Here is a 26,151-nt window from a genome sequence, read left to right on the forward strand (position 1 = left end):
GATGGTTACGGTGTTTTCCATGTGGTCGCTGGCGGTAGCGACGATATGGCGATGCGATTTGCCCGCTAAGTTTTTATAGACTAAAATATCAAGTCAAAATTTGAAAGGATTGTAAAGCATTATATGAAACACACACCTTTACTAAATAGGTTGTTCAATAAGGATTTTCGCCTTGTTGACGGAACTGATGAGATTTTTGAGTTAGACTTGGCTTTATGGGAATATGAAACTTTGTCAAAAAAGGAATTGGTCGACAGGAGTGCTTATTTTCAGTTGGTTGATGGAAAAGAAACGGCTCATTTTCGAACATGTAACCTTCAAAATCTTGAAGATGTTCACAAAAACAGTTCTTTCAGGACCAAAGTTTTCTTTTTGAGCGGTAAATACTCAACAGGCTATGCAACACATGGCCTTTTTCCGTATCGTGGAAAATTTCATCCACAGTTGATTAGAGCATTGTTAAACATTCAGCGAATTAAACCCGGGCATATTGTGCTTGATCCAATGGCTGGCAGTTCAACGGTTGCGGTTGAGGCGAATTTGCTTGGTATTGATGCAATTTCCATAGATTTAAGCCCTTTTTGTGAGCTGATGGGAAAAGTGAAAACATTCGCGTTAGATTTGGATCCCATGATTTTAGAATCGATTGCCATCAAGCCGCAAGAGATACTGGAGAAATTGAAAAAAGAAAAAGTTCCAAAATATTTTACTAACGACGAAAATAGTGAAAAAAGAAAATATTACGAAATAGTCCTATTGGCATTTCTCGATACGATGGGTTTTGCTGACCGTAGCAAATCTTCTATTGACATGCTTTTTCCACGCGTTTTAGAGCGTTATATTGCGACAATAAAACACTTTCAGACAGCAAAGAAAGAAATGGATTTGGATATTGGGCAAAGCAAGATCATTAAAGGGAGTGTTTTGGAGTTATCTATTGACGATGATAGTGTTGACGCAATAATCACATCTCCACCATATTCATTCGCCATTGATTATCTAAAAAACGATCAACCTCAACTTGAATATCTTGGCCACAGCCTTGACGACTTAAGAACTGAAATGATTGGCTTACAAGGACGTGGAGTAAGCAATAAGTTGGAAATATATTTTTCAAAAATGGAGCAAGCAATTAAAGAGATGGGGCGAGTTTCCAAAAAGGGCGCTCCGATTATAATTATCATTGGCACTAACGATATTCAAACTGACGGCGTAAACTTGCAGAAAAATATAATTGAGTTGGCAAAAAACCAAGAACTTAAGTTTGATTTTGAAATACTAAAGCCAATTCGAGGGCTACAAAACACGATGAAGAGCGAATCTATTTTGTTTTTTACCAATAAAAAATAAAATCATGAAAACAGCGAACCAAAAATTTCAAACAGTCATGGAAAAAAACACTTTTTATTTTTCCAACCCCATTTTCGAACAAAATTATGAAGGTTATCTAACTTCTATTAAAGAAACTCTTTTGGTTATAAAAAACACTGTTGAAAATGAAGGGCTTAAAAAAGAAATTTTTGAAGATTTGCTTTTGGAAAAAGAATATGGCTTGCGCGCGTTGTTAGCATTGACAGGTCTTTCTAATGAGACCCTAAAGCGTCTTATAACAATATCAAGAATAGTAGATGATCCAGAGTTAGATAAACTTATTCTTAAAAGCGCATGGCACGAAAAGGATAACACCAAAAACTTAAAAGAATGGTCCGATAGTAAAATTTCATCCATGATTCTCACCAATACAAGTTTCAGAAAAGGGATTGTAAATATTTTCTTTGAAGGTTCAAGCATCCCGTTTTTGGCACGGACGATTCCATTATTTGAACTCAAAAAATTGAGTATATCCAAACTTCGGTTTGAGCTTGGGGAGATGATCGATACACTTATTCGTTATAAAGAAAAAGGAAGTTATTCGGCAACGGGGGAAAACAACCCGGAAACTCTAATTGCAAATATACTGGAAACTCTTTGCGTCCCTTTTCAAAAGGGAGAATTGGGAGAACTGGTAGAAAATGCGCCAGATAACAAAAGAACAATGGATTTTATTATTCCAAACAAGGAAAGCCCACTCGTTATAATCGAAAGTTCATTTTTGGTGACAACTTCGTCTGGACAAGGTGATAAATCAAAAACAGAGATTTCTATTAATTCTCTTCTTAAAGAGCATTATCCAAGAGCGCAGTTCATCGGTTTTGTGGATGGTATTGGTTGGTATGTCCGCCCAGGAGATTTGCAGAGAATGGTTAATGCTTATGAGGATGTTTTTACTTTTCATGAGGAAGAGTTAATGAGATTCGAGCAATTGATTAATAGCATTTTTAATGGGCAACCGCAGTGCTAAAAAAATACTTAAATCGTATTATAACGGGTGATTGTCTGAGCTTGTTGCAAAAAATTCCGAATGATTCTATTGATGTGACTTTTGCAGACCCGCCTTTCAATTTGAAGAAAAAATATAACGGATACCAAGACAATCTGGAATTCAAGGATTACCTCGATTGGTGCGATAAATGGATTGGCGAAATGATCAGAATAACTAAACCAAGTGGCTCAATTCTTGTTCATAATATTCCAAAGTGGCTTTCGTTTTATACGCGGTTTTTAAATGAATATGCTGATTTCAAGCACTGGATTGCTTGGCATGCTCCAACTTCTCCAATGGGAAAAAGTTTGCAACCAGGACATTACGGCATTCTTTTTTATGTAAAAGACTTGCAACAAGCCAAAATCAACGAGATTAGAATGCCTCATGAAAGGGAAAGAAAATCAGATTACTTAAGAAAAGATTATGGAGGCAAAAAGGCGGGATTGCATCCATTTGGCCCATTAACTTCTGATGTTTGGACTGATATTCATAGGATCAAACACAATAAGTATAGGGACGAACACCCTTGTCAATTACCGGTTGCTTTATTAGAAAGGCTGGTTTTGATGACAACAGATGAGGGCGATGTTGTTTTGGATCCGTTTGTGGGAACCGGAACTACAGCAGTCGCGGCTAAAAAATTAGGAAGAAATTATATCGGGTTTGATTTAGATGGTGATTATAAAGAAATAAGTGAAAATAACCTAAAGAAGGTAAAAGCCGACTCTCATATTGGCAAAACATGGGTAAGTTTTCATTTAGGGGAAGTAAGAACATTAAGAGATAAAGATTGGTTAAATTTATCAAGCCATTTCGAGATTCCAACAAATATAAAAGATATTGATTTTGTGAAAATCAAGCTTGAAGCAAAAAAAACCCCCTTAACCCTTCCCTTTTCACGACATAGAGCTCGACCGAAATCAATCTCAATCGAAAAACCAGGACCAAATTGAGCGGATTGGCAATTACGCCATTAAACCGATGTTTGATGATGGCCGCGATCAGCATCTATGCGTAAGGCATTTGCATCACAATTTTGGGGACACAATACCTGCATTTCGTATTTATGCATTCACCCAGTCTGCGGCGGCCTGACCCCGCTATTTTTCTGTCATGTTATTAGAACTACGATTCGCCGATAAAAACTTTGACGCCGAACTGAACAAGTTATTGGCGCACCGTCTCGATGCTGGCGACCCCGGTGCTGGCGCCAGCGATGATGACTCCGTGGACAGCATCGTCAGGACGATCATCGCCGCGGTGCGCGCCCGCGGCGATGACGCGGTCATGCACTACACCCGTAAATTAGATCATCTGGAGGCAACGCAAGCCTCCCAACTGGAGTTGTCCAGCGCCGCAATAAACGCGCACATCGCAAACGTTGATGATCAGATAACCGCAGCGTTGCGCGCCGCAGCGATTCGAATTCGCGCGTTCCACCAAAAAGAAGTACAACAGTCATGGCGTTATACCGAATCAAACGGCACTCGCCTCGGGCAAAATATCACTGCTTTGGATAAAATTGGTGTCTATGTCCCCGGCGGCAAGGCGGCGTATCCATCGTCGGTGTTGATGACCGCCATTCCCGCCAAGGTCGCCGGCGTCGGGGAAATTATCATGACCGTTCCAACTCCAAATGCAGAGGTTGACTCTGCGGTTATTGCCGCCGCATCGATTGCCGGGGTTGATCGCATATTTACCATAGGTGGGGCGCAAGCCATCGCCGCGCTGGCGTATGGAACGGAAACCATTCCCAGAGTCGATAAAATCGTCGGCCCCGGCAATATCTATGTCGCCACCGCCAAGAAAATGGTATTCGGCGATGTCGGCATCGATATGATCGCCGGGCCTTCGGAAGTGTTGATTATTTGCGATGAAGCCGCCGACCCGGATTGGGTGGCGATGGATTTGTTCGCCCAGGCCGAGCACGATGAGCTGGCGCAATCTATCGCAATCACAACATCGCAATCAATGGTCGAGAAAATACAAACATCGGTCGCGCGGCTTTTGCCCGAAATGGAACGCAGGAAAATCATTGAAAAATCCCTGAACGCGCAAGGCGCACTTATTTTAGTTGATTCGTTAAACCAGGCGGCGGAGATTTCTAATCGCATTGCCCCGGAACATTTACAACTGATGGTGAAAGATGCGCCAGCGCTGTTAGGACAAGTACGCCACGCCGGCGCTATTTTCGTTGGCAAATATAGCGCCGAGGCATTGGGAGACTATTGTGCAGGGCCTAGTCATGTATTACCCACGGCCGGGACGGCGAGGTTTAGTTCGCCATTGGGCGTTTACGATTTTCAAAAGCGCAGCAGCATCATACAAGCGTCGGCGGCGGGCGCGCACGAGATGGCGAAAATCGCTGCGGTTCTTGCAAATTGCGAAGGGTTGACCGCGCATCGGCGAGCGGCACAATATCGCCTGACACCGAAGCCTGATGCCTAAAGCCTGATGCCTGATTCAAACAACAACGCAAAAGCAGCCATCGATAAATGGGTGACCGCCGAGGTGCGCGCCATGCAGGCGTACCGGGTGCCGTCTTCAACCGGGCTGATCAAGCTGGATGCAATGGAAAGCCCATATCAGTTGCCGGCGCAGTTGCAGCGCGAATGGCTCGCGCGCCTCGGCGAGGTGGCGGTTAACCGCTATCCTGATCCGGATGGCGCTGAGTTGAAAGTGTTGTTTCGTAGTTGTTTTTCCATCCCCGATGAATGTGGGTTGATGTTAGGCAACGGCTCCGATGAGTTGATTCAGATCATCGCCATGCTGGTCGGCGGCACCGACCGCGTCCTCCTCGCGCCGACCCCGACCTTCTCCATGTACAAGTTAATCGCCGTGACCACCGCCAGCGAGTTCGTCGGCGTGCCGCTGCGCAATGACTTCAGCCTCGACCGCGACGCGTTGCTCGACGCCATTGCCCGCCATAAGCCGGCTTGTGTTTTCCTCGCCTACCCGAACAATCCCACCGGCAACTGCTTTGACTCGACTACCATCAAACAAGTTCTAAACAACGCGCCGGGCTTGGTAGTGCTGGACGAAGCCTATTTTGCGTTTTGCCAAAAATCATTCGTGAACGAAATTGCGACCTACCCCAATCTCATCGTGTTGAGAACCATGTCAAAAAGCGGGCTCGCGGGATTGCGCCTGGGCATGATGATCGGCAACCCGGAGTGGACCGAGCAAATGGAGAAATTGCGATTGCCGTACAACAGCAATATTTTGAGCCAGGCCAGCGCGCAATTTTATTTGCAGCACCACGACATTCTACAACGACAAGCCGAGCAAATAAGGGCAGACCGTAACTGGGTTTTCCAGGAGATGAGCAGGATTTCCGGCATTGAAACCTTTCCCAGCGAGGCAAATTTTCTGTTTTTTAGAGTTCAACAAAACCCGGACAAGTTCTTCGAAAGTTTGCGGGAAAAAGGGGTTTTGATTAAAAATCTCCATCAACAATCGTTGCCCGAAAATCCCCTAAAAAACGCCATGCGCGTCACCATCGGCACGCCGGACGAAAACCGCGAGTTTATCGCCGCGCTAAAAAGCAGCATGGCCGACGATTAAGCCGCGTTGTTGCGGGTTAAGTGTTCGTATTTTTGGTGGAGTTGGTCGCGCGATTCAACGTGGCTTGGGTCGAGCGGAATACATGCTACCGGACAAACTTCCACGCATTGGCTGGTTTCGAAATGGCCAACGCATTCGGTGCATAGCTGCCAGTCAATTTGGTAAATTATTTCCCCTTGATATATTGCATCGTTTGGACATTCCGGTTCGCACACGTCACAATTGATACACTCATCGGTTATGTATAGCGCCATCGAAAATTATCCTGACTGAATTCCAGCGGGTCAATAATTCATCACAAAAGTTCAGCCACGAAATTTTTCAACCAAAGCGCGATAAACCTCTTTATGCACAAACGGGCTGACGTCCCCGCCGTAACGCGCAATTTCCTTTACCAAGCTTGCTGAAACAAAAGTGTGGTTTTCGGAGGGCGTTAAAAACACGGTTTCGATTTCGTTATCCAGTTTGCGGTTCATTAATGCCAATTGAAATTCATACTCGAAATCCGACACTGCGCGCAGCCCTCGAACAATGACATCGGCCTTACAACTGCGGGCGAAATCTATAAGCAGGCCGGGAAATCCCACGACCTCAATGTTACCCGCAATGTTACCCGAATCCTTTAAAACCATTTTAGCCAATTCGATTCGTTCGTCCAAGGAAAACAGGGGAAATTTTTCTGGATTATCGGCAATCGCCAACACCACGCGATCAAACATCCGCGCCGCCCGAATCATCAGGTCGCTATGTCCATTTGTAACAGGATCGAATGTTCCAGGATACACGGCTGTTTTTTGGGCTATTTTTGTCATGTTCAAAGTATCAGGTTTTGAGTCAGGTTTTGATCAGGGTTGATTGCACCATGCCGCGTTGGCATTCTCGGATGATATGCCAAGTGGGCGGAATTGGTAAGGGTGAATTTGCCGGTGATTTTTTTGCGCGAGACTCAATATAAATCAGCGCGCCGTTATTCAGCCTGTTGTGGGTAATTAACGATTGGCATATTTCACCTGCATTCATCTCTTTGAACGGCGGATCTATGAAAACTATGTCAAATTTTCGGGCAAACTTTTGGGCCGCCGATTCCAGATAATGCAATGCTTTTTCGTGACGAATTTCGATAACGCCTTCGATAACGCTATGGGCATTTAATAAATTTTGAGTCTCGGATAAATGCTTGATTGCCGGGCCATGACTTTCAACCATAACCACGCTGGATGCGCCGCGAGAAGCGGCCTCGAAACCAAACGCGCCGCTGCCGGCATACAGATCGAGACAGACGCTGCCAACCAAATCATTGCTCAACCAATTAAACAGCGTTTCGCGCACCGCATCCGGGGAGGGCCTTAAATCGTTACTCTCAGGAAATCGAATGCGCCGACGTCGCCATTGACCGGCAATAATCCTGACTTGTCTCGGTTTTTTCATGGAGAATAAAAATGACAAGAAATATTGAGAAGAATTGTTTCATGCAATGATACGATACCGATGTTGCATTCTAATCGAATAGCAGCGACAAAGACTAAAACTTAACCACCAACCAAGACACGATGGCTTCAGGCGCAGGACTTTTTGCACGACTTTCCAGCACCAGACAACCCCTATGCACAGGATTGTTAGGCATATTCAAAGGCCGTCCGGCCTTGGATGGCCTGCATGACTCTGTTTTCGAGGACATTGAAGACCAATTGTTAAGGGCTGACCTTGGCGTTCATGCCAGCCAATCACTGGTATCCGGCCTCAGGCGGAAATCCAGACAAGATAAATACACCACCGCCCAACAATTACTTCAGGGATTACGGGAAACCATGTTGGAGACGCTTGGCAACTGCCAGCACAATGAAATAAATTCCCGGGAAATCAATGCCCGCCCGAATCGGCCTCGGGTGATCTTGATGGTTGGGGTAAATGGGGTCGGAAAGACGACCACATTGGCGAAAATGGCTAAACACTACCAGGATATGGGCGGCAAAGTGATGATGGCCGCATGCGATACATTCCGGGCCGCGGCAATCGAACAGCTTCAGGCCTGGGGCGCGCGACTGGATATTCCTGTGGTCGCGCAGTCGCACGGAGCCGATGCGGCGGCGGTCGCCTTTGATGCGTATAGTGCGGCCTGTGCGCGGAAGGTCGATTATTTGTTGATCGATTCTGCAGGACGGCAACATACCCACGGGGATTTGATGGCGCAATTAAAAAAAATAAAAACAGTTCTGGCAAAAGCCAATCCTGATATTCCCCATGAAGTACTCATTACCGTTGACGCAGGCAATGGGCAAAATGTTATTTCCCAAGTGGAAAATTTTCAAAAAACGATCCCGCTGACCGGATTGTGCATCGCTAAATTAGACGGCACTGCGCGCGGCGGCGTGGTCATCGCATTGGCGGAGAAGTTCAGGCTGCCCATCCGCTACATCGGCGTCGGCGAGCGCGCCGAGGACTTGCGTCCGTTTGATGCCGATGAATTCATCGCCGCGCTGTTGCCGGAGTTGCCGGGCGACTGTTTGCCGAGTGGTTGAAAAACTGAGCGCTAACGCGCGCGGAAAGTGATGCGACCTTTGCTCAGGTCATAGGGGGTAAGTTGAACGGTTACCTTGTCGCCGCGCAGTATGCGGATGTAGTGCTTGCGCATTTTCCCGGAAATATGCGCAATAATTTCATGCCCGTTTTCAAGCTCTACCTTGAACAAAGTATTAGGCAAGGCTTCGATGATGGTGCCTTCCATTTCAATGCTTTCTTCTTTTGCCATGTTTTGATCGGTTGTTAAAAGAGGGCAGGAGTTTAAAGAATAATCGCGCGCAAGGCAATCGATTATATAGGTCTGTGGATTCAACCCTGAAGTGCAACAGAGGGTGGTATGCCGAATAGTACTTGATTGGGCGTTTTCATGTTAAGACATTTGCGTGGTCGGTTGTTGAGTTGCTACATCACCCGTGCCAGTTGCGAGGTCTTGATGGTCGCAAGATCATAGGTCTTGGGAAAGGACTGCCGTATCAGTCCATTGGTATTCTCATTGGTGCCGCGCTCCCAAGGCGCACAGGGATGGGCGAAGTAAAAATCGCTTTTCAGGACACCGGCAACCGCCTCATGATCGGTGAATTCGCTACCCTTGTCCGAGGTCAACGTGAGCACCCGATCTTTGATGGGGGCAAGATTGCTGACCAACGACTGACCCACCACACGCGCCGTTCTATTGGGTAGGATGTCAAGGTACACAAACCGCGAAGCCCGATCCACCCGGGTCAGCATAACGGCGGTATTGTTTTTCCCATAGACTGTATCCCACTCCCAATCGCCGAACCGGGCTCTTTGCTCGACCACCGCCGGGCGTTGCTCTATCGACACCTGATTAGGAATGGACCCCCGCTTATCGTTGCTGCCATCGCGTTTCCTTCGCTGCTTCTGCTCAAAGGCGGATACAAATCTCCACCATAGTCCTTGTCCTTGCGAATATACCGGTATATCCACTCATGACTGACCGACAACCGACCGACCCGCGCAAGCCACAGATTAATCTGTTCCGGACTCCACTTCTCCCGCAACCGCCGTTCAATAGACGCCCGTCCTCCCGACTGATCGAGGTATCTTGCCGACCCGGCGCGCCAGGGCATGCTTGTGCGCCGCTACCGGCCGATAGCCGCCCGGCTTGGCCCCGGGCGGTGGTGCACACGGTTGCGCTGTATCTCGCGGCTGAGGGTGCTACTGCTTACGCCGATAATATCAGCGATGACTTTTTGCGAATATCCTTGCCCTAATCCATTGGCAATCTGGTATCTTTGAAGGCGGGTGAGATGGGTGTAGGATTTCATAATGGCAACTCCTTATAGTGATTGATGGGAAAACCAGGATGCTGCCGCATCTCACCTTTCCTTCATCGGGGAAATTGCACTAAATTGTACTTATGAGTTGAATTCACAGACCCATACAAGGAATGGACGAAAATCTGGGACTGATATATACTATGTACGCATCCATGGAGAGCAATCAAATTCAAGTGAACGGAAAGAGGATTAACTTATCACCAGAAAGGGCGGTAACAGCTGAGATAAAAATTGGCGAGCGTGCGGCGATTGAATATTTTTGTCTCCATTGTTACGATACAGTCAAGAGGTTTTTAAGGAAAGATGACCGAGTCATTTTCATATCAAAGTGGTCCATCTCTAGAATTTCTAGAATTTTTTGGATGAGGTCGCAGACTGTTCCATAAAATCAATTTTATACACAACTATTGAAAAATTGATTATTTATGAGAATCAGACTAGCTTGTATCAGCAACAAACGAAAATCGAGAATACAATGAAAGACGATCCAAAAAGATATCGAAAAAACCTAGTGATGTGGAGTGGAGGACTCGACAGCACGTATGGTTTAGTCCGTTTACTTCGGGAGACAAGCGATGAAATTTTCGCACATCACATTCATCGTCACGCACGCCACGATGATGGAAAACATATTGCATTGACATGCGAACATGAGGCCGAGGCGATTGGACAGATGTTACCTTATATTACAAGGACATATCGAACATTCCACTATTCTGAAAGTAGAGTTGACCTGACGACATTTTACCGTTTTGCACGGGATACCTCTACCGCAATGTTTTTTGCTTCACAGGCGGCAAAATCATTTCGCTTTCATACAGAGGACCGTATTCTGTTCAGTATGAATAGCGATGAGGACAAGGAATGGAACCCCGGGAGTGAAACATATTTTTTTCTCAGAGCCGTTACGATTAATATCATGAAGCTTGTTTGGGGGAGCGAAGAAGTCCCGCAGTGTTTCCTGTGGCCAGAACCGCCTGATAAGCAGGAAGAATCCGACTATCTTCCCATAGAATTGGTGCGAATGACGGCCAGTTGTCGGGACCCAAAGCGCGACAAAAAGAAAAACTGGGTTTTTGTGGTCAGTGCGCAGAATGTCAAACATTGGGATGTCAGATGATTGAGAAAGCAGGGATGTTCTGCTCGTTGAATGATGTAGCCAGTATTGCCGGTTTTGGAGAATTGTTCGGCACAGGAGGTCTTGTCGACAATCTTGTTAGAAATTTCTGGCACTTCTCTGCAAGGCCCAGGGTGAGCGACAGAGGTGCTTACGCGGTTGAACTGCTATGTTTTGATGGACGTGTGCCTCTTGATCAATTGATTCAATTTGCCAAAGAAGCATCTGAATATACTATTGAATAAATCGCTTGTTTGGCTCAAGAATACGGACGCAGAACTCATGTTTGTGTGTAAACAAAACAAGGATATTGGGAATTTGGATCAGGTTTCGGTACTGGCGGACTGTGTGAAAGTCCTGCTTATATTCGCCGAGACCAGGGATGAAAGTATCCTGGAACAGTTATCGGCATTGATACGGAATACCGAATTATCCCTCACTTCCGAAAAAAAAGACATTCATTCAGACTATGCTGAATTGCGGGAGAAGTTTGCCAGAGGGCTGATTCAACGCGGCGCTTCTGTTCTTGGTAGGGGTGATGATGCAGTTACACTTGCTTTGCCGAAAGACAGGCATGCAGTCAGAATTGGGCTCCATCCAGAGGCGTATAGTGCATTTATTGAGATTGCACAGAAAATGGACAACCCTCATTTCCCACGAGTATTTTATCATAGTGGGGTAGCACACCTTTCTATCACCATCATGGAATGCCTTGTCTCTTCAAGGAAAATGCAGCGCACTTTCTGGCAGATCACCAATAATGCTATCTCTTATGCCCACGCAATTGCGGATTAACGCCCTTTTCACCACGAATGTCTCATCAATACGCCTCCAGCATTGGTAGAAGCCTCTTACATTCTTGGGGAGAAAGCCTTGGCACTACATTATGCTCTTGATTTTAGTCGTGATAATATACTGGTTCGCGACAATCGGCATCTGGTCCCGGTTTTTATTGACATATTCAGTCCCTGGGGGCAGTAAAATGTATTTTATTGAACTATTGGGCTATTTTTCCCTCTGGACTTTATTGATTTACTGCACACATCGTCTGGCACATTCCATACCGGCTTTGTGGCACTTTCATCAAGCACATCATGCGGTTTCCTACGACGGCAAGTGGGAGTTCTCATGGTGGAATTTGATAGGTTGGTTCAATGACTGGCGTTCTACCCTGGATCAGTGGCTTACAGAGATTATTCCCACCATCCTATATATACTCCTGTTTCACGATGCATGGCCGATAGCCGTGCTTTATTACATTGACAGTTTTTTGTCGGAGGGAATTACAGACCACAACCCCCGAATTGCTGTGCCTGGCCTTGCAATGGGCCGATACCATTTGGCTCACCATGCGGATATGACAATGAATTTTGACCTCTACACACATTTTTGGGATTGGGTATTCGGAACCAGACACCATGTCGTATGAAGAAATCCATGATGACTGGTCCGATGCGTATGCTCGCATGTATTCAAGCGAGGATGACATTGTCGAGGAAGCGAAAAACAGTATCGGTCGTTTTCTGCAAAAAAACTTCCCTCTGGACGTGTATTGGAGGTTGGGTGTGGGATTGGGCTCGTAAGTGCGGGGCTATGTGAGATTGGATACGATGTTACCGGTATTGACCTTAGTGGCCGCTCGTTGAAAAAGGCTAAAAAAGTTGTATCATCTCGTCAATTGTCCGTAAATTTTAAGAAAACAGATCTTTTATCATTCAGTAGCACAAAAGAATTTGATGCGGTGGTTGCTGTCGCAAGCATGATTGGACATTTTGAAAAAAAGAAGGCGCAGGAACAGGCTTTACGCTGTATGGCGGATTTGTTGCGACCTGGCGGGGTCCTTTTAATCGGAGTACATGACTACAAACGTCTGCTCCAAGAGGAACCGGACCATTTTGTAGGACAGGTTTCACGGGTTCAGCATCAAGAAGGATTCACCTTGTATTTTAGAACTCGGGAATGGCACGGTACGCCACGGAGCAGGATTCACCAAACAACTTATTATCTCATCCTGGATGGAAAACGAATGGTGTCCTATCCATGGTTTCAAGAGCTATCACGCGCCAAGAGATTGGAGAGATTATTGCCTCTATGGGCTTCACTGACATGCGCTGGTTAATGCCGGACCTAACCGGTTATTATCAGCCTATATTCATGGCCGAAAATGGGTCCAATATAATAAAACTAAAGGATGGCTCATCGCCTAAAACACTTGTAGTTACGCGCACATCACTTCAACTGCCTTCATCTCGCAAAGTACTGGTGATGTGGAGCGGTGGCCTAGACAGTACATACGTTCTATTGTCTGTCTTAAAACAAACAGTCGGTAATGTCTATGTGCATCACATCAGGATGGGAGAAGAGCAACGAAAAAATGACGAGATAGAGAACAAAACATCAGTCGAAGAACTGAACAACTGGATTAAGAACCGTCATGGAGATTTCAAATACACGGAAAACACCATTGATGTATCAGCATTTCAGGAACCGACTGAGCGTCGTTTACAGGCTGTGTATTGTGGGGCGCAGGCAGCAATGTCCCTTGATTTTGAGAGAAATGAGGATATATTGTTTGGACTCAGTATGGAAGAATTTGATAACTGGGGGCCGGATACTGCGGGGCACTGGCGTGCCACCCAGCTGTTGAAATCTATCTGGCGCTCCGAAGAAGGCCCGCGGTACCGGGTTTTGGTCCCAGCTGTGACGCGTACACAAGAAATGTCTGCCATACCGAAAGAATTGGCAAAAATGCTTAAACATCGGCGAGCGATGTAAATATCCCTGTTGCTTGCGTAGTACGATGTCAAAATATAACGGTGCAGCATCTGTCCAGGTGCGATTGATACGCAGTGAAGAAGATATAGAGGCTACCTGGCCCTTGTATCTCGCCTTGCTTCGGGAAAGCCGATATGGCTCTTTGAGCCCGAATAAGGAACAATGGACAAATTATCTGCAAGAAAATGTGTTGGGAAAACCGGATCGTTTTGGTTTTATTATTGCCGAATGGCAGGAAAAGCCTGTTGGTTTTTTGGGGTGTACGGCCAATCGTTTTTTGTATTGCGAGGAAATTATCTCCTCATGCATGTCTTTTTATGTATTGTCGGTCTATCGGAAAACTTTACTGGGTGGGCGAATTGCGGTAAAACTGCTGGACGCCTACCGTTGCTGGGCGACGAATCGCAGGGCTGTGGAAATACAGTTCCATGTCACCAGCGGCATCGGCATCGTGGGTACGGATAGCTTCTTGAGACGGGCAGGGTTTCGCCAGGTTGGCGGGAATTACAGCATGGCTTTACCGATTCAAACAGACAAAGACAAGCAATGAAAATCTCACACCGTTATCGAAATTGGATGTTGCCGTTGGCGCAACGAATCGGAGCGATTTAGTTGGCAACAGGAGCACTGACCCTCGTGGCGCCGTTCAGTGGGGCATCGTGGCATTGGTGGATACTGGCTTTGTTCGGTTATTTCATGCATGGTTGCATAGGTCACTCGGTGGGATACCACCGCTATTTCTCACATCGAAGTTTCTAAGCATCGCGCTGGGCCGAGGTATTATTCACTTTTTGCGGGGTATTGGGCTGTGTGTGGCCGCCAGTGGCGTGGTCGTTCATGCACCGGCGGCGCCACGCACACTCGGACAGGGGGGGCGACCCATATACCGCCCACAGATGGATGGGGCAAAAAGGCGACCCGAATGAAAACAAATACGACTTGCAAGATTAATCTTTGACTGTGTTTTTTACTGTAACGAGGCGAACATCATGAAAAACTTGTTGTATCGATTGCGTTGGCTTTCTTGTGCGTCACCAGTGCGCTAGCGGAAACGCCATCAAACGAAAGCGTTGCGCGGCTGATCGGGACCTCCGAATTCAGGGAGATTATAATAACGGGAGGTGAACAGGCGTTTGCTCGCGCACGGCAGAAGTTTCCTGATGGTTACATGGAAGAGGTGCCGATATTCGCCGAGATCAACAGTGGAACGGCGGCGGCGGAGTTAAAAGCGCATATGCTCCTTGTCCAAAAATACTTCACGCAGCGGGATGTGGACGAGGCGCTTGCGTGTGACAACAGCCCCGCTGGCATAAAATGGCACGAGGTGCGTCCCCAGTTTGAAAATGACATGCGCATGGCGGATGAGAAATGGAAGGAGAATATAATGCAACAACTTAACTCGCCTGTCAGTGTCGATGGGCAAGCGGAACCACCTTCGGCAAAACCACCGTCAGCGGAAACATCGGCAAAAGAGAGCGTGCAACAACTTCTCGCGATATCGACGTACAGCTAAAGAGTCCACCAAAAAAAGGATGGTCGAAACGCGGTTGCCCGCCATGCGCAAGCGGTATCCCAATACGCCACCGGAATTTAATTCGGCGGTAATCGCCATTTTCCTAAATGGAAAAGCCTTGGATCAGTTGTCTGATGCATACACTGTGGTTTATCAAAAACACTTTACGCAACGGGATGTGGATGAGCTGCTTGCGCGCCACAACAACCTCAATGGCATAAAACGGCGCGAGGTGTTGCTTCCTAAAATTACCAGGGAAATAACAGAGACGGATACGAAATCGGTGGAAAACGCCATGCAACGCGTTGTGAAAAAACAGAAAGTGCAACCGGACAATTTGCAGTAACGGCGTGTGCACTGAACAACCCACTAACCCTAGCTCAATCTGGAGGTTTAACAATGTCAAAAGAAAATGACAACGAAAAGTCGGGAAAGTCGGTCTTTAGCGACGTCCTTGACTTCATCGGCAAAATGTTTGATTTGCCATCATCCACCGACGAATTCGGGAAATTCGCAGACAACGTGAAAAAGAACAACGCCCATTTGGGGAAAACGACACCTACCACTTCAACCGCGGCGATGGCAAGGACACCATTCACGATGACTTCCGCATGGGCGGCCGGCAACAAGACAGCGGCACGAAAGACGTGCTGGAGTTTGGCGGTGGCATCACGATGGACGACTTGGTGGTGCAACGAAGCGGTAACGACTTGCTGGTTGGCGTAAAAGCCAAAGACGCGTCGGCGGTCGCTGACTTGTCCGGCTTGACCGATGTTGTGCGCATCAAAGACGATGCCAACAGTAAAAACAAGGTGGAAGAGTTGGCGTTTTTCGGCGGCGTGCGCGTATCGCTGTCGGATGTTATTTCCACGTTCGGCGTGGTCGCCGGTGGTGCGGCGGTTGATTTGAGCGCGCCAAAAAGCCGCGGGCAAATGTCCACCACTGACGGCAGTGATGCGTTGCACGGTGGTCTGGGGAGCGACACCTACCGGTTTCGGCGTGACGGTCTGCAAGACGACACGATGCGCGATACCGGTGGCACCGACTCGGTCGTATTCGATGATGTTGTCGCCAACAACCTCTGGCTGACAAGGAACGGCGATGACTTGCACTTATCTTTGCTTGACAAAGATGGGCAACTGACAGTGGAAGATCATTTTGCCGGAGCAGCCACCCGGGTCGAAAGTTTCGGTTTTGGTGGCGTCTATGTTAATGCAAACAACGGCGTTTTCGCCGCCTCTTTTTAGCCTCGACACAATGAATTCGCCATAGTAAATAAAGCGAAAATAAGGGATAAAATGTGACAAAAGCCACACTATTATTTTTGAAGTTAATGTAAAAAAACTCTGATTAATGTCATTTATATCTTGAAAAAACTTGGCAAGCGGGCCAGTTTGCGGGGTCGGCGCGAGGAACGGGGCGACCGTCATTGGGGCAGGAGTGACGCCATAGGCGTTAATCAGAGTTTCCTGATGTAAAATTTGATGTGGTAAGGGGTGATGAATTGGAGAAGGCATGTAGAAAAATGAAGAAAATGTATAAAAAATGGCAGTTGTTGGTGAGTTGGGTTAGGTGTTTTTTAATTATGCAAAGGTCTCTTTAACTTTAATTCCGTGGATGAAATAAAATGACTACGCAAACTGTAAATTCAAGCAAAGGTAAAAGCCGCGGTTTCCGCGATAAGGCAATCCACTAGTTGGATTGCTTGCCGAATTGTCAATTCAACGCACCCGCAAACTGCGAATGATGAAAATGATCGAAGCATTAGTAAAAACTAACAACGCAATCGGGCGGTGGTTCGCCGCCCGATTGGAGGCGCGTATTGACCGACTATGGCTCGGTGGTGTGTTGGGTGTTAGTGCGCTGGTAACGGCATTGCTGGATTTTCGCTTTGTCGCCATTTTTCTAATTGGCTACTTTTTTATTTTTGCGCTGTGCGCCCGAAAACAAATCCAAACGGTGTTTCCATCCAAATCAAACATTCTATATTTCAATGTGGGTGGCACCCATGAAACTGGCAAGAAAATTCAAAATGGTGTTGGGATTGCTTTTTGGATATTTGCAATTGTTGGTTACCCCCTTCTTTTCCAGGGTAGCGTGTATTTATCAGCGGCAGGCATATCTGCATTAATCACTAATGCAGTGGTGATTGGTACTTTTGCAATCTATCACCGTTGGCTTTTTTCTTGTTATGCGGGTGATTGTTTGGTTTATCGTACGGTGTCAAATCTTACATGGAACTACAAACTGCATAACTGGTGCGCTGGGTTTTTTAAGTTTATTCGCCCGTTCGGAATGGTGTTGTTGATGGTGTGTTTGTGGTGTGTGGCGTTATGGCTTTATTTTCATGGCGTAAATAGAATCGACCAACACTATGATTTTTCCGCAATCAACATTCTTTGGATGTTTGCCGGACCCATTGGTGTTGGTTACATCCTATTTTTAATCTTTATGACGGCTTTACTAAGCATGGAGGAATAACAATGTATCAAAATTTGGGGCTGTCCTAGATAACTAACCCATATTGTCTCTAACCCATTGTTTCAATTGACTTAATTGAGACTTCGGGTCACTGTTGTTAAAACGCCACTCACACTCCTTCAAAAACAGCGGAAAATGACCCCTCGGAACCCCGTTAAACTTGCGTAATTGCCGCTTCGCCTGGCTCCAAAAATTCTCAATGCCGTTGATGTGATTTTCCTCGTCGGCAAAGATCTTGCTATGATTAATGCGCAGATGCTTAAACTCAGATACATCCAGCACATTATAACCGCGAAATGAATCGGAATAAACCACGCTGTCCGGCTTCACCTTGCGCCGTATAATCGGCATCAGGGTGTTACTCCGAGCATCGGCTATGGGCACCGCATACACCCTGCCATCTCGTTTAAGCAAGCCAAATACCGGCACCTTGCCGCTCGCCCCGCGACCGCGCTTGCCTTTGCGTTTTCCGCCAAAATAACTTTCATCCACCTCAATCTCGCGGGCCATCAACCCGCCATTGTCATCGTTGCGATAAATCAGACCACGAAGGCGGTGAAAATAATAACTGGTAGTCGTCTTGTTAATACCCACTAACGACGCGGCCGTTCTGGCTGTCGCACCCGCCACAAATAACTCAATTAATCGATTTTGTTTATGCTTGCTTAAACGACTCTTTCTCATTCTGCTATCCTACGATAAACTTAGTTATCTAGGACAGCCCCTAATGTTTTATTCGGTGGTGCCGGTGCGGACACGCTGATCGGTGCAGGCGGCGACGACACCCTCTACGCCGACAATGCTGACACATTCAACGGCGGCGACGGTTGGGATACGCTGGTGTTCACCGATGATGTTGCGCACGATGTGGATTTACAGGCGCGCGGCGTTGAGCGCGTGTTTGGCGGCGATGGCGATGACAATTTCCATAGTGCCGCCAATGTCGCTTCGCTGCCGTTGTATTTATACGGCGGCGGCGGAGACGATGTGCTGACGGCGGGGGTTTCGAAGGACTTCCTGCATGGCGGGAAAGGCAACGATGTGCTCAAGGGAGGCTACAGAGATGACACCTATTATTTTGCTCGCGGGGATGGTCAAGACCTGATATTTGACGATTTTCGCCAGATGCGGACCTATGGCACACGAGAGTCATACACCTATACGACGCAGGTTCGTTACAGCGCGGGACAAGGGAATTATAATTACCGGACAGAGACTCGGACAGGATATCGGACCGTTTCCAGGCAGAGAATCGTGCAGGAGGATGCGGGGATGGATGTGCTGGAATTTGGTGCAGGCATCGTGGCGTCGGATTTGCTGATGCAACGGAAAGGAGAAGATTTGCTGATAGGGTTGAAGGATGAGGGTTCGGGAACTGACCTAACCGAATTGTCGGATGTGGTGCGCATAAAGGATTGGTCGAATGAAAGAAATCGTATAGAGAGATTTACATTTTCCGATGGCACACAGCTTGGGATTGCGGGAATGATGGCTGCTTTCGGTGTTGTTCGGGGAGGGGCGGCAATTGATTTGGGTGAGGCGATGGCAGGCGCGTTTTCGGAAGCTACCCTTGCGGGCATGAGCGAGGGAGAGCGTCTGTTCGGAGGCAGCAACAGCGATGTGATTTATGGTTTGGGCGGCGATGATATTCTTTCGGGCAAGGCGGGCGCGGACAAGTTGTATGGTGGTGCAGGAAGTGACACATACTATTTTCAGATGGGTGACGGAAGGGATACAGTGCATGAAAGTGGGGGCGCAAGTGACCGCATTGTGTTTGGTCCGGATATAGGGCGAGACGATATATGGCTGTCCCGGCACGGAAATGATTTAATCCTGAGCATTCTCGGTGTAGAAGATGAGTTAGTGGTCGCAAACCAATTTTCCGGCACGATATCTCACCGGGTTGAATCATTCGGTCTGTCGGACGGCAGTCACTTGGACTGGAGCCATACGAATGCATTGATTCATGCCATGGCGGCATTTGGCAAACCGGAAGAGGGCTTATCAAGTTTATCAACACAAGACAGGGAAAGCGTGCAGTTCGCGTTAAATGCGGCTTGGGTTACAACGAGTGTTTGATTGGTTCTGACAACAGGAATATCCACGCGCCGGTTGCGATATAAAAATTACGCCATCAAACCACGCCGTCGTGGTGTTCAGCCATCATCGGGTCGGCACCGTGGGACCGGGATAACAGGCATCCAGATTGAGCAGGCGAATAGCAATGGACTTACCGATTGAATATCGGGGTTATAATCGCAACAATGCAATATAAAATCGCATTATAATGTGCGCCAAAAGGTAAGTATTCATGTCAATTCAATCTCAATCTCGCCCGGATATTACAATAAACACTCTGGCTCAAATGAAACGCGCCGGGGAGAAGTTTGCTTGTCTTACCGCCTATGACTATTGCAGCGCCCATGCGGCCAGTGAGGCTGGAATCGAAGTGCTGTTAGTCGGAGATTCGCTGGGCATGGTGATTCAGGGGCATGACAGCAGCCTGCCGGTCACCATCGAGGATATCGCCTACCATGTCCGTTGCGCCAAGCGCGGCAACCGAGGCGCGTTGCTCGCCGCCGACCTGCCTTTCATGAGTTATTACTCTGAAACCGCCAGTCTGAAAAACGCGGCCATACTGATGCGTGAAGGTGCGCACATGGTCAAGCTGGAAGGCGGCGCCTGGCTGGCGGAGACCACGCGGCTGTTAACTGAGCGCGGCATTCCGGTTTGCGCGCACATGGGGCTGACGCCGCAATCCATCAATCATCTTGGTGGCTATCGGGTTCAGGGCCGGGACCCAGCGCAGGGCCAGGCGATTATCGATGAAGCGAAAGTGTTGCAGCAGGCCGGCGCCAGTGTCATTTTGATTGAGTGCGTGCCGCGGACGCTTGGCGCGACGTTAACGAACAGCATGGATGTGCCGGTGATCGGGATTGGCGCGGGCGCTGATACCGATGGGCAAATACTGGTTTGGCATGATTTGCTGGGCCTGTATCCGGGAAAGACTGCAAAATTCGTGAAGAATTTTCTTGAAGGCAACACCGCCGGAATTCAAGGCGCGCTGGCGGAGTATGTCGCGCAGGTCAAGCAAGGCAAGTTTCCTGACGCCGAACACAGTTACGATTGATGGTTAATTGATGGTTAGTGTTCGGGCTCAGACACATAAGAGACTGTTAACCTGGCCCGGCTAGTGCGCTTAAAGCAGGTCAGGCCGGCGGCGTCGGAAGTGGGACTTTAGTCCCGCCATTTGCAATGGCTTGGCGAGGCTGAAGCCTCACTTCCGAGGGCCGTTGAAGGTGACCGCGATCAACCCGGAACTGGTCCATTACCAGTGGACCTATAATCATTGCCGACCACACGATAGTTTGGATTTAATGACGCCGATGGCGTATTATCGGCAACCCACCGTGGCGACCTGATTTTGTCTCATATGTGGTGAACCCGGACAGTTAGTTGTGTTAGTTTCCACTGTATGTTAGATTTCCGACCCGACCTTAAAGTGGCGCTTACAATTTGAATACAAAAGTGATTTTTCGAATTTTATTTTTAACGCTGTTCGGCATATTGAGCGCGTCTTGCGCATTCATCGGCGATAAGTCGGACAAGTCCACGACTGAGTCGGGGACCGCGTCGGGCGGCAAGACCGACCGCGTTATCAATCCGAAAAAAATTGATACGAACGCCGACCGGGTCAAGTTAAGGCGGCCGTCCAAAGCGACCCAGCGCGAATTGGCAAGGGCGAAAATGACCAAGCCGCTTGAGTTGCCGCCGGATTTGGTGGGCAGTTCTAATGCCAAGGTGCAAGCAAATGCTGAGCCGTTCTCTGAAACCAGAGTGTTGCCGGAAGTTATTGGTGTCAGGATAAATAAGCAGGACGAAAAAATCTGGTTGGAAATCGATACCAATGTCGAATCAGCATGGAAGACTATTAGCAAATACTGGGCAACTAACGGCGTGAGTTTGGTTGACTATAACCCCGAAGCGGGTACGATGGAGACTGAATGGATTAAACAGGAAATCGCATTGGGTGAAGAGGGGTCCGTGGTTAAGCAACTATTCAAGAGCTTGTTGCAAGCCACAATCAACCGCAATACTTCGCGCGACAAATATCGCCTTAGATTTGAAAGAATATCACTCAATAAAACGGCAATGTTTGTCAGCCACCGGGTTACTGCGAGGAAAGCCATTGAGTCCGCTAAAAAGATAACCGCATTTGAGTGGGTGGAGTTGCCCTCAAACCCGGAGCGGGTCGCTGACTTCTTGCAAAATATCATTTTGATATTCGACCAATCCGCGCCCGCCTAAAAACAGTTTCTTTTATAAACCAACCAAGGAAAATCAACCTAATGCAACTTATTGAGAAATCCCGCATAGGACCGTGGTGGTGTATAATTTTATTGATCAAGATCGTTATGAAGGGTGGGTTGCCCCCACACACAGAATCAAGTAACAATGACGGCATGACCATAATATCTGGTATGCTATAATAAATAGTGTTTCGTAAACTGAACTAAACCCATTAGCAAACTCATTAGAAAATCTTTATGTCCAACGCTAAACCCCTGGTTCGCTTTGTCGATATTCAAAAAAGCTATGATGGAGAGACTCTGGTCGTAAAAAGCCTTAATCTGGATGTGGCAGAAGGAGAATTTCTCACCATGTTAGGTCCATCAGGCTCTGGAAAAACGACTTGCTTAATGATGCTCGCTGGATTTGAGCCGGCAACACACGGCGAGATTTATCTCAAGGATCAGAGCATCAACAACGTCGCGCCGCACAAACGCGGCATCGGTATGGTGTTCCAGAATTATGCGTTGTTTCCGCATATGACCGTTGCCGAAAATCTGGCATTCCCCCTCGAAGTTCGAAAGATGGACAAAAGCGAGCGTGAACAACGGGTCAAGCGGGCGCTGGACATGGTGCAACTCGGTCCCTTCGGCGACCGCCGGCCGTCGCAATTATCCGGTGGACAGCAGCAGCGGGTGGCGGTGGCGAGGTCGCTGGTTTTCGACCCTGACCTGGTGCTGATGGACGAGCCTCTTGGCGCGCTCGACAAAAACCTGCGCGAACAAATGCAGTATGAAATCAAGCATATTCACGAGAATCTCGGTCTGACCGTGGTCTACGTAACCCACGACCAAAGCGAAGCCCTGACCATGTCTAACCGCATTGCCGTGTTTGACGATGGCATTATTCAACAATGCGCGCCGCCGGAAGTATTGTATGAACAACCTGCCAATGCGTTTTGCGCCAACTTTATTGGTGAAAATAATCGTCTGCTCGGCAAGGTTACAGAAGACTTTGGCGATAGCGTTAAAGTCGAAATTGATGACGGCGGCGAAGTCCACGCCAAGAAAATTAATGTCGGAGGGGTTGGCGAAAGATCAACTTTGTCGTTACGCCCGGAGCGGGTTGTGGTCGCCCCGGAGGCAGGTTCTTGCCCCAATGAGTTTAGTGCCAAAGCCGAAGAACTAATTTATCTTGGTGACCATATTAGGACCCGGTTCACCGTTTGTGGTCATGATGACTTTATTGTAAAGATTCCAAATTCAGCCGCCCATGCCAGTCTTCAAGAAGGAGATACGGTTAAAATCGGCTGGAATATGGAGGATTGTCGTGCTCTCGATCCGTCAGACTGATGGTTGATTGGCTGTGAGTCAGTGCGACAAATTTTCGTGATTTTTTTATACTAAAACAACCAATGAGAGGAGAATTCCTAATGAACAAGATTTTAAAACAAACCCTGCCGGCGACCGCGTTGTTGGTATCAGCAACCCTCGGCCTGATGGCCACCGCGCAAGCAGAAACCGAACTGGTGGTCGTGTCTTGGGGGGGGGCCTATACCGCAAGTCAGCAACAGGCGTACCACGAACCTTATATGGCGGCTAATCCCGACATCAAAATTGTCAACGACGATTCTGCCAACGAGGCATTGTCAAAACTGCGCGCGATGCAGGAAGCCGGCAATGTCACTTGGGATTTGGTTGATGCCGTGGCATCGACTGCGATCGCGGCTTGCGATGAGGGTCTGGCGATTGAAATCGATCACGATAATGACTTGGCCAAAGCCGCCGACGGCACGTTGGCGAGCGAAGACTTTGGCGACCTTATCATATCACCCTGTTTTATTCCTCAAATCGTGTATTCAACTACTTTTGGCTATCGCACCGACAAAGTCGGCAACAATCCACCGACCAGCATCAATGATGTGTTTGACCTGAAAAAATATCCGGGCAAACGTGCACTGGAGAAAAGGCCAATCAATAATCTGGAATGGGCATTGATCGCCGATGGCGTTCCGGTGGGCGATGTCTATGCAGAGCTCGGTACCGAAGCAGGTGTGAAACGCGCATTAAAAAAGCTCGACACCATTAAAGACCAAGTTATCTGGTGGGAGAAAGGCGCGCAAACCCCGCAACTTCTCGCCGATGGCGAAGTGGTGATGGGCTCAACTTACAATGGTAGATTGTTCTCGGCGATTGTGGAAGAGAAACAACCGATTGCCATGTTGTGGGATTGGCAGGCATTTGACCTTGATGGCTGGATCGTTCCCAAAGGCGGCAAGAACGAAGCCGCGGTGATGAAGTATCTGAAGTTCGCCACCGATACGCAACGCCTCGCCGATCAGGCAAAATATATTTCATATGGTCCGGCGCGCGCTTCCTCGGCTCCGCTGGTCGGCAAGCACGCGGCTTTGGGCATCGACATGGCCCCGCATATGCCGACCGACCCGAACAATGCAAAGAACACATTGATCTATGATTATGAGTTCTGGGCCGACAACACGGATGATTTAACCGAGCAGTTCAACGTTTGGTTGGCTCAGTAATCACTACACAGTGAAACGTTGCGATGCTTGGCGTTAATGAAAGATTGCTTCGTATCGGCGGCAATCAGCTCGGTGTGTTGGTAATGGCCGCCGGGCTAATTGCTTATTTCATTGAACCCGAATCCGGGGTGAAGGAACTCGGACTGATTTTCGTCGGTTTTATTTTGTATATGTTCAGTGTAACGATTCGGCAACCGAAAGTTGATGCTGGAAAAACGACGGCTAATCCGCCGAGGAGGTGAGTTGTGGATTACTATTATGTGGCGTTGCTGTTTGTGTTAATTGCAGTACCGGGAGCGATATTTTTTGCGGGGTGGTGGAATGAGCGGCATGGCCTCGATGAAGAGGGCAATCCGATTGAACGTCCATCGCAGCACGGTAAGTCGGGCACTAGCGGCTAGCAGAATCGTTAAGTGAGTCAAACATTAGTCACCGCTGACGGCATTCCCCTGAAAATCAGTTTGGCGCGCGCCCAGCGGCGCGGCAAGTTGAAAGCCATCGGGCTGGTTGTCCCCTTGTTTCTTTTTATACTCATCACCTTTTTCATGCCGATACTCGACATGCTATTCCGTAGCGTCGAAAATCAATTGGTGGGTGAAGTCATGTATCGCACCGTGCCGGTGCTGCAAAGTTGGGATGAGCAAAGCGGTGAATTGCCCGGCGAAGAGGTGTTCGCCGCGCTGGCGCAAGATTTTCTCGAGGCGAAAGAAACTAAATTGGGTGGAAAGGTAGCGCGTCGATTGAACTACGAAAAACCGGGTTTCTCCGGCTTGTTCAGGAAAACCACGCGCAAAGCAGACAGCTTGGAAGCGCCGTATCAACAATCTTTTATCGACATCAACAAGAAATGGGGCGATATCGAAAACTGGAAAATCTTTAAGCGGGAGAGCGCGCCTTATACAGTTTCATATTATCTGGCGGCGGTGGATATGGGGTATGGAGACACCGGAGACATAGTAAGAAACAAGGATGACAGGCGAATCTACCTTAAACTATTTTGGCGCACGATGTGGATGAGCTTGTTAATCACTTTTTTGTGTTTGATTCTTGCCTATCCAATCTCTTACTTGCTGGCTGTGCTGCCGACCGCAAAAAGCAACCTGCTGATAATTTTGGTTTTACTGCCATTTTGGACCTCGTTGCTGGTCCGAACCACAGCATGGATTGCATTATTGCAGCAAGAGGGCGTGATCAACGATATCCTGGTGTGGCTGGGCCTCATTGCAAGTGATAGTCGCCTGGCCATGATACACAACCGCACAGGAACCATAGTTGCTATGGTGCACATACTACTGCCGTTCATGGTGTTGCCATTGTTCAGTGTTATGAAAACCATCCCCCCAAGTTATATGCGTGCGGCCAGATCTCTGGGCGCGACCCCGTTCACTGCTTTTGTCAGAATTTATATGCCAAACACCGTTGCCGGAATTGGCGCAGGCGCGATTCTGGTATTTATTCTGGCAATCGGTTACTACATTACGCCGGCACTGGTTGGCGGGCAAAGCGGAACGCTGATCAGCAATTTTATCGCGTTTCACATGTCGAGCTCCTTGAACTGGGGTCTGGCGGCAGCGTTGGGTGCGATATTGCTTGCTGTCGTATTAATACTGTATTTTCTATATGACAGAATTGTCGGAATCGACAACATGAAACTCGGATAACCGTGAAACTCGGATAACGACC

General features: G+C 47.9%; 33 protein-coding genes and 1 pseudogene. 27 read left to right on the top strand and 7 right to left on the bottom strand.

Features of this window, described 5'->3' with window-relative positions; genetic code table 11:
• Positions 1–123: 123 nt before the first annotated feature.
• From ACP158_RS06325 to hisC, 5 genes are all read left to right on the top strand, one after another.
• A complete protein-coding gene (locus ACP158_RS06325) occupies positions 124–1,350 on the top strand; it encodes a TRM11 family SAM-dependent methyltransferase (protein ID WP_424948100.1) in 1,227 nt (408 codons plus the stop codon).
• 4 nt (positions 1,351–1,354) lie between these two features.
• Positions 1,355–2,341 (top strand): hypothetical protein, encoded by a 987-nt coding sequence (locus ACP158_RS06330; RefSeq protein ID WP_424948101.1) that lies wholly within the window; start codon positions 1,355–1,357, stop codon positions 2,339–2,341.
• Positions 2,335–3,318 (top strand): DNA-methyltransferase, encoded by a 984-nt coding sequence (locus tag ACP158_RS06335; protein WP_424948102.1) that lies wholly within the window; start codon positions 2,335–2,337, stop codon positions 3,316–3,318. Before ACP158_RS06330 ends, ACP158_RS06335 begins: the two co-directional genes overlap by 7 nt.
• Positions 3,319–3,478: 160 nt before the next feature.
• The gene (hisD, locus tag ACP158_RS06340) at positions 3,479–4,813 is read left to right on the top strand and encodes a histidinol dehydrogenase (RefSeq protein ID WP_424948103.1); all 1,335 of its coding nucleotides are present in this window, start codon (positions 3,479–3,481) and stop codon (positions 4,811–4,813) included.
• 6 nt (positions 4,814–4,819) lie between these two features.
• Complete coding sequence (gene hisC / locus ACP158_RS06345) at positions 4,820–5,929, top strand: histidinol-phosphate transaminase (RefSeq protein ID WP_424948104.1); 1,110 nt, start codon at positions 4,820–4,822, stop codon at positions 5,927–5,929.
• Here hisC and ACP158_RS06350 read toward each other — a convergent pair.
• From ACP158_RS06350 to rsmD, 3 genes are read right to left on the bottom strand one after another with little or no spacing between them, the layout of a single operon-like run.
• Positions 5,926–6,183: a YfhL family 4Fe-4S dicluster ferredoxin gene (locus tag ACP158_RS06350; protein ID WP_424948105.1), complete on the bottom strand. Its 258-nt coding sequence runs from the start codon at positions 6,181–6,183 to the stop codon at positions 5,926–5,928. The two genes, hisC and ACP158_RS06350, sit on opposite strands and share 4 nt — an antisense overlap.
• Before the next feature lie 51 nt (positions 6,184–6,234).
• Positions 6,235–6,741 (bottom strand): pantetheine-phosphate adenylyltransferase, encoded by a 507-nt coding sequence (gene coaD / locus ACP158_RS06355; protein WP_424948106.1) that lies wholly within the window; start codon positions 6,739–6,741, stop codon positions 6,235–6,237.
• A 22-nt stretch (positions 6,742–6,763) separates the two neighbouring features.
• Positions 6,764–7,357, bottom strand: a complete 594-nt coding sequence (rsmD, locus tag ACP158_RS06360) for a 16S rRNA (guanine(966)-N(2))-methyltransferase RsmD (RefSeq protein ID WP_424948107.1) — start codon at positions 7,355–7,357, stop codon at positions 6,764–6,766.
• A 122-nt stretch (positions 7,358–7,479) separates the two neighbouring features.
• Here rsmD and ftsY point away from each other — a divergent pair, with 122 nt between their 5' ends.
• Positions 7,480–8,448 carry a signal recognition particle-docking protein FtsY gene (gene ftsY, locus ACP158_RS06365; protein WP_424948108.1) on the top strand — a complete coding sequence of 323 codons (969 nt, stop codon included), beginning with the start codon at positions 7,480–7,482 and terminating at the stop codon, positions 8,446–8,448.
• An 11-nt stretch (positions 8,449–8,459) separates the two neighbouring features.
• On the opposite strand, the gene infA is transcribed toward ftsY, so the two are convergent.
• The 3 genes from infA to ACP158_RS06380 form a co-directional block, all read right to left on the bottom strand.
• Positions 8,460–8,678 (bottom strand): translation initiation factor IF-1, encoded by a 219-nt coding sequence (infA, locus tag ACP158_RS06370; protein WP_423907517.1) that lies wholly within the window; start codon positions 8,676–8,678, stop codon positions 8,460–8,462.
• A 173-nt stretch (positions 8,679–8,851) separates the two neighbouring features.
• Complete coding sequence (locus tag ACP158_RS06375) at positions 8,852–9,397, bottom strand: IS30 family transposase (RefSeq protein WP_424948109.1); 546 nt, start codon at positions 9,395–9,397, stop codon at positions 8,852–8,854.
• A gap of 155 nt (positions 9,398–9,552) precedes the next feature.
• Positions 9,553–9,738 (bottom strand): helix-turn-helix domain-containing protein, encoded by a 186-nt coding sequence (locus tag ACP158_RS06380; RefSeq protein WP_424948110.1) that lies wholly within the window; start codon positions 9,736–9,738, stop codon positions 9,553–9,555.
• Between the two features lie 370 nt (positions 9,739–10,108).
• Between ACP158_RS06380 and ACP158_RS06385 the strand changes: the two genes are divergently transcribed.
• From ACP158_RS06385 to ACP158_RS06440, 12 genes and pseudogenes are all read left to right on the top strand, one after another.
• Positions 10,109–10,870 carry a hypothetical protein gene (locus tag ACP158_RS06385; RefSeq protein ID WP_424948111.1) on the top strand — a complete coding sequence of 254 codons (762 nt, stop codon included), beginning with the start codon at positions 10,109–10,111 and terminating at the stop codon, positions 10,868–10,870.
• On the top strand, positions 10,867–11,112 hold the full coding sequence (locus ACP158_RS06390) for a hypothetical protein (RefSeq protein ID WP_424948112.1): 246 nt from the start codon (positions 10,867–10,869) through the stop codon (positions 11,110–11,112). Before ACP158_RS06385 ends, ACP158_RS06390 begins: the two co-directional genes overlap by 4 nt.
• Complete coding sequence (locus ACP158_RS06395; protein ID WP_424948113.1) at positions 11,105–11,662, top strand: hypothetical protein; 558 nt, start codon at positions 11,105–11,107, stop codon at positions 11,660–11,662. Before ACP158_RS06390 ends, ACP158_RS06395 begins: the two co-directional genes overlap by 8 nt.
• A 187-nt stretch (positions 11,663–11,849) precedes the next feature.
• Positions 11,850–12,296 (top strand): sterol desaturase family protein, encoded by a 447-nt coding sequence (locus ACP158_RS06400; protein WP_424948114.1) that lies wholly within the window; start codon positions 11,850–11,852, stop codon positions 12,294–12,296.
• On the top strand, positions 12,286–12,450 hold the full coding sequence (locus tag ACP158_RS06405) for a hypothetical protein (RefSeq protein WP_424948115.1): 165 nt from the start codon (positions 12,286–12,288) through the stop codon (positions 12,448–12,450). Before ACP158_RS06400 ends, ACP158_RS06405 begins: the two co-directional genes overlap by 11 nt.
• A pseudogene (locus tag ACP158_RS06410) lies at positions 12,420–12,752 on the top strand (class I SAM-dependent methyltransferase); the annotation flags it as partial. The gene ACP158_RS06405 and the pseudogene ACP158_RS06410, both read left to right, overlap by 31 nt.
• Positions 12,753–12,826: 74 nt before the next feature.
• Positions 12,827–13,642: a hypothetical protein gene (locus tag ACP158_RS06415; RefSeq protein WP_424948499.1), complete on the top strand. Its 816-nt coding sequence runs from the start codon at positions 12,827–12,829 to the stop codon at positions 13,640–13,642.
• A 25-nt stretch (positions 13,643–13,667) separates the two neighbouring features.
• Entirely contained in the window at positions 13,668–14,192 is a 525-nt protein-coding gene (locus ACP158_RS06420; RefSeq protein ID WP_424948116.1) for an N-acetyltransferase family protein, read from the top strand.
• Positions 14,193–14,657: 465 nt separating this feature from the next.
• Positions 14,658–15,155, top strand: a complete 498-nt coding sequence (locus tag ACP158_RS06425; RefSeq protein WP_424948117.1) for a hypothetical protein — start codon at positions 14,658–14,660, stop codon at positions 15,153–15,155.
• A gap of 43 nt (positions 15,156–15,198) precedes the next feature.
• A complete protein-coding gene (locus ACP158_RS06430; RefSeq protein WP_424948118.1) occupies positions 15,199–15,501 on the top strand; it encodes a hypothetical protein in 303 nt (100 codons plus the stop codon).
• 265 nt (positions 15,502–15,766) lie between these two features.
• On the top strand, positions 15,767–16,402 hold the full coding sequence (locus ACP158_RS06435) for a hypothetical protein (RefSeq protein WP_424948119.1): 636 nt from the start codon (positions 15,767–15,769) through the stop codon (positions 16,400–16,402).
• Between the two features lie 505 nt (positions 16,403–16,907).
• A complete protein-coding gene (locus ACP158_RS06440) occupies positions 16,908–17,636 on the top strand; it encodes a hypothetical protein (protein WP_424948120.1) in 729 nt (242 codons plus the stop codon).
• A 33-nt stretch (positions 17,637–17,669) separates the two neighbouring features.
• Here the strand turns inward: ACP158_RS06440 and ACP158_RS06445 are convergent, their stop codons facing one another.
• Positions 17,670–18,320: an IS1595 family transposase gene (locus ACP158_RS06445; protein ID WP_424948121.1), complete on the bottom strand. Its 651-nt coding sequence runs from the start codon at positions 18,318–18,320 to the stop codon at positions 17,670–17,672.
• Between the two features lie 213 nt (positions 18,321–18,533).
• On the opposite strand from ACP158_RS06445, the gene ACP158_RS06450 reads away from it, so the two are divergent.
• From ACP158_RS06450 to ACP158_RS06490, 9 genes are all read left to right on the top strand, one after another.
• The gene (locus ACP158_RS06450) at positions 18,534–19,715 is read left to right on the top strand and encodes a calcium-binding protein (RefSeq protein WP_424948122.1); all 1,182 of its coding nucleotides are present in this window, start codon (positions 18,534–18,536) and stop codon (positions 19,713–19,715) included.
• A gap of 232 nt (positions 19,716–19,947) precedes the next feature.
• A complete protein-coding gene (gene panB, locus ACP158_RS06455) occupies positions 19,948–20,766 on the top strand; it encodes a 3-methyl-2-oxobutanoate hydroxymethyltransferase (RefSeq protein ID WP_424948123.1) in 819 nt (272 codons plus the stop codon).
• 169 nt (positions 20,767–20,935) lie between these two features.
• Complete coding sequence (locus ACP158_RS06460) at positions 20,936–21,058, top strand: hypothetical protein (RefSeq protein ID WP_424948124.1); 123 nt, start codon at positions 20,936–20,938, stop codon at positions 21,056–21,058.
• Positions 21,059–21,164: 106 nt separating this feature from the next.
• Positions 21,165–21,944: an outer membrane protein assembly factor BamC gene (gene bamC / locus ACP158_RS06465; protein ID WP_424948125.1), complete on the top strand. Its 780-nt coding sequence runs from the start codon at positions 21,165–21,167 to the stop codon at positions 21,942–21,944.
• Between the two features lie 239 nt (positions 21,945–22,183).
• A complete protein-coding gene (locus tag ACP158_RS06470) occupies positions 22,184–23,278 on the top strand; it encodes an ABC transporter ATP-binding protein (protein ID WP_424948126.1) in 1,095 nt (364 codons plus the stop codon).
• An 80-nt stretch (positions 23,279–23,358) separates the two neighbouring features.
• On the top strand, positions 23,359–24,468 hold the full coding sequence (locus ACP158_RS06475; protein ID WP_424948127.1) for an extracellular solute-binding protein: 1,110 nt from the start codon (positions 23,359–23,361) through the stop codon (positions 24,466–24,468).
• 23 nt (positions 24,469–24,491) lie between these two features.
• Entirely contained in the window at positions 24,492–24,710 is a 219-nt protein-coding gene (locus tag ACP158_RS06480) for a hypothetical protein (RefSeq protein WP_424948128.1), read from the top strand.
• Between the two features lie 3 nt (positions 24,711–24,713).
• Positions 24,714–24,869, top strand: coding sequence for a hypothetical protein (locus tag ACP158_RS06485; RefSeq protein WP_424948129.1), 156 nt, complete (start codon positions 24,714–24,716; stop codon positions 24,867–24,869).
• Positions 24,870–24,881: 12 nt separating this feature from the next.
• Positions 24,882–26,129, top strand: a complete 1,248-nt coding sequence (locus ACP158_RS06490) for an ABC transporter permease (protein WP_424948130.1) — start codon at positions 24,882–24,884, stop codon at positions 26,127–26,129.
• Positions 26,130–26,151 lie beyond the last annotated feature (22 nt).

Origin of the sequence: Candidatus Spongiihabitans sp. (assembly GCF_965247905.1) — a bacterium.
In the GTDB taxonomy this organism is placed as follows: domain Bacteria; phylum Pseudomonadota; class Gammaproteobacteria; order Arenicellales; family Poriferihabitantaceae; genus Spongiihabitans.

Bases quoted from the DNA above. Each gene is read 5' to 3' on its own strand.
- ACP158_RS06325 (WP_424948100.1), top strand. From the start codon at position 124: ATGAAACACACACCTTTACTAAATAGGTTGTTCAATAAGGATTTTCGC.
- ACP158_RS06330 (WP_424948101.1), top strand. From the start codon at position 1,355: ATGAAAACAGCGAACCAAAAATTTCAAACAGTCATGGAAAAAAACACT.
- hisD (WP_424948103.1), top strand. From the start codon at position 3,479: ATGTTATTAGAACTACGATTCGCCGATAAAAACTTTGACGCCGAACTG.
- hisC (WP_424948104.1), top strand. From the start codon at position 4,820: ATGCCTGATTCAAACAACAACGCAAAAGCAGCCATCGATAAATGGGTG.
- ACP158_RS06350 (WP_424948105.1), bottom strand. From the start codon at position 6,183: ATGGCGCTATACATAACCGATGAGTGTATCAATTGTGACGTGTGCGAA.
- coaD (WP_424948106.1), bottom strand. From the start codon at position 6,741: ATGACAAAAATAGCCCAAAAAACAGCCGTGTATCCTGGAACATTCGAT.
- rsmD (WP_424948107.1), bottom strand. From the start codon at position 7,357: ATGAAAAAACCGAGACAAGTCAGGATTATTGCCGGTCAATGGCGACGT.
- ftsY (WP_424948108.1), top strand. From the start codon at position 7,480: ATGGCTTCAGGCGCAGGACTTTTTGCACGACTTTCCAGCACCAGACAA.
- infA (WP_423907517.1), bottom strand. From the start codon at position 8,678: ATGGCAAAAGAAGAAAGCATTGAAATGGAAGGCACCATCATCGAAGCC.
- ACP158_RS06380 (WP_424948110.1), bottom strand. From the start codon at position 9,738: ATGAAATCCTACACCCATCTCACCCGCCTTCAAAGATACCAGATTGCC.
- ACP158_RS06390 (WP_424948112.1), top strand. From the start codon at position 10,867: ATGATTGAGAAAGCAGGGATGTTCTGCTCGTTGAATGATGTAGCCAGT.
- ACP158_RS06400 (WP_424948114.1), top strand. From the start codon at position 11,850: ATGTATTTTATTGAACTATTGGGCTATTTTTCCCTCTGGACTTTATTG.
- ACP158_RS06405 (WP_424948115.1), top strand. From the start codon at position 12,286: ATGTCGTATGAAGAAATCCATGATGACTGGTCCGATGCGTATGCTCGC.
- ACP158_RS06415 (WP_424948499.1), top strand. From the start codon at position 12,827: ATGGCACGGTACGCCACGGAGCAGGATTCACCAAACAACTTATTATCT.
- ACP158_RS06420 (WP_424948116.1), top strand. From the start codon at position 13,668: ATGTCAAAATATAACGGTGCAGCATCTGTCCAGGTGCGATTGATACGC.
- ACP158_RS06430 (WP_424948118.1), top strand. From the start codon at position 15,199: ATGCGCAAGCGGTATCCCAATACGCCACCGGAATTTAATTCGGCGGTA.
- ACP158_RS06435 (WP_424948119.1), top strand. From the start codon at position 15,767: ATGGGCGGCCGGCAACAAGACAGCGGCACGAAAGACGTGCTGGAGTTT.
- ACP158_RS06440 (WP_424948120.1), top strand. From the start codon at position 16,908: ATGATCGAAGCATTAGTAAAAACTAACAACGCAATCGGGCGGTGGTTC.
- ACP158_RS06445 (WP_424948121.1), bottom strand. From the start codon at position 18,320: ATGAGAAAGAGTCGTTTAAGCAAGCATAAACAAAATCGATTAATTGAG.
- panB (WP_424948123.1), top strand. From the start codon at position 19,948: ATGTCAATTCAATCTCAATCTCGCCCGGATATTACAATAAACACTCTG.
- ACP158_RS06470 (WP_424948126.1), top strand. From the start codon at position 22,184: ATGTCCAACGCTAAACCCCTGGTTCGCTTTGTCGATATTCAAAAAAGC.
- ACP158_RS06475 (WP_424948127.1), top strand. From the start codon at position 23,359: ATGAACAAGATTTTAAAACAAACCCTGCCGGCGACCGCGTTGTTGGTA.
- ACP158_RS06480 (WP_424948128.1), top strand. From the start codon at position 24,492: ATGCTTGGCGTTAATGAAAGATTGCTTCGTATCGGCGGCAATCAGCTC.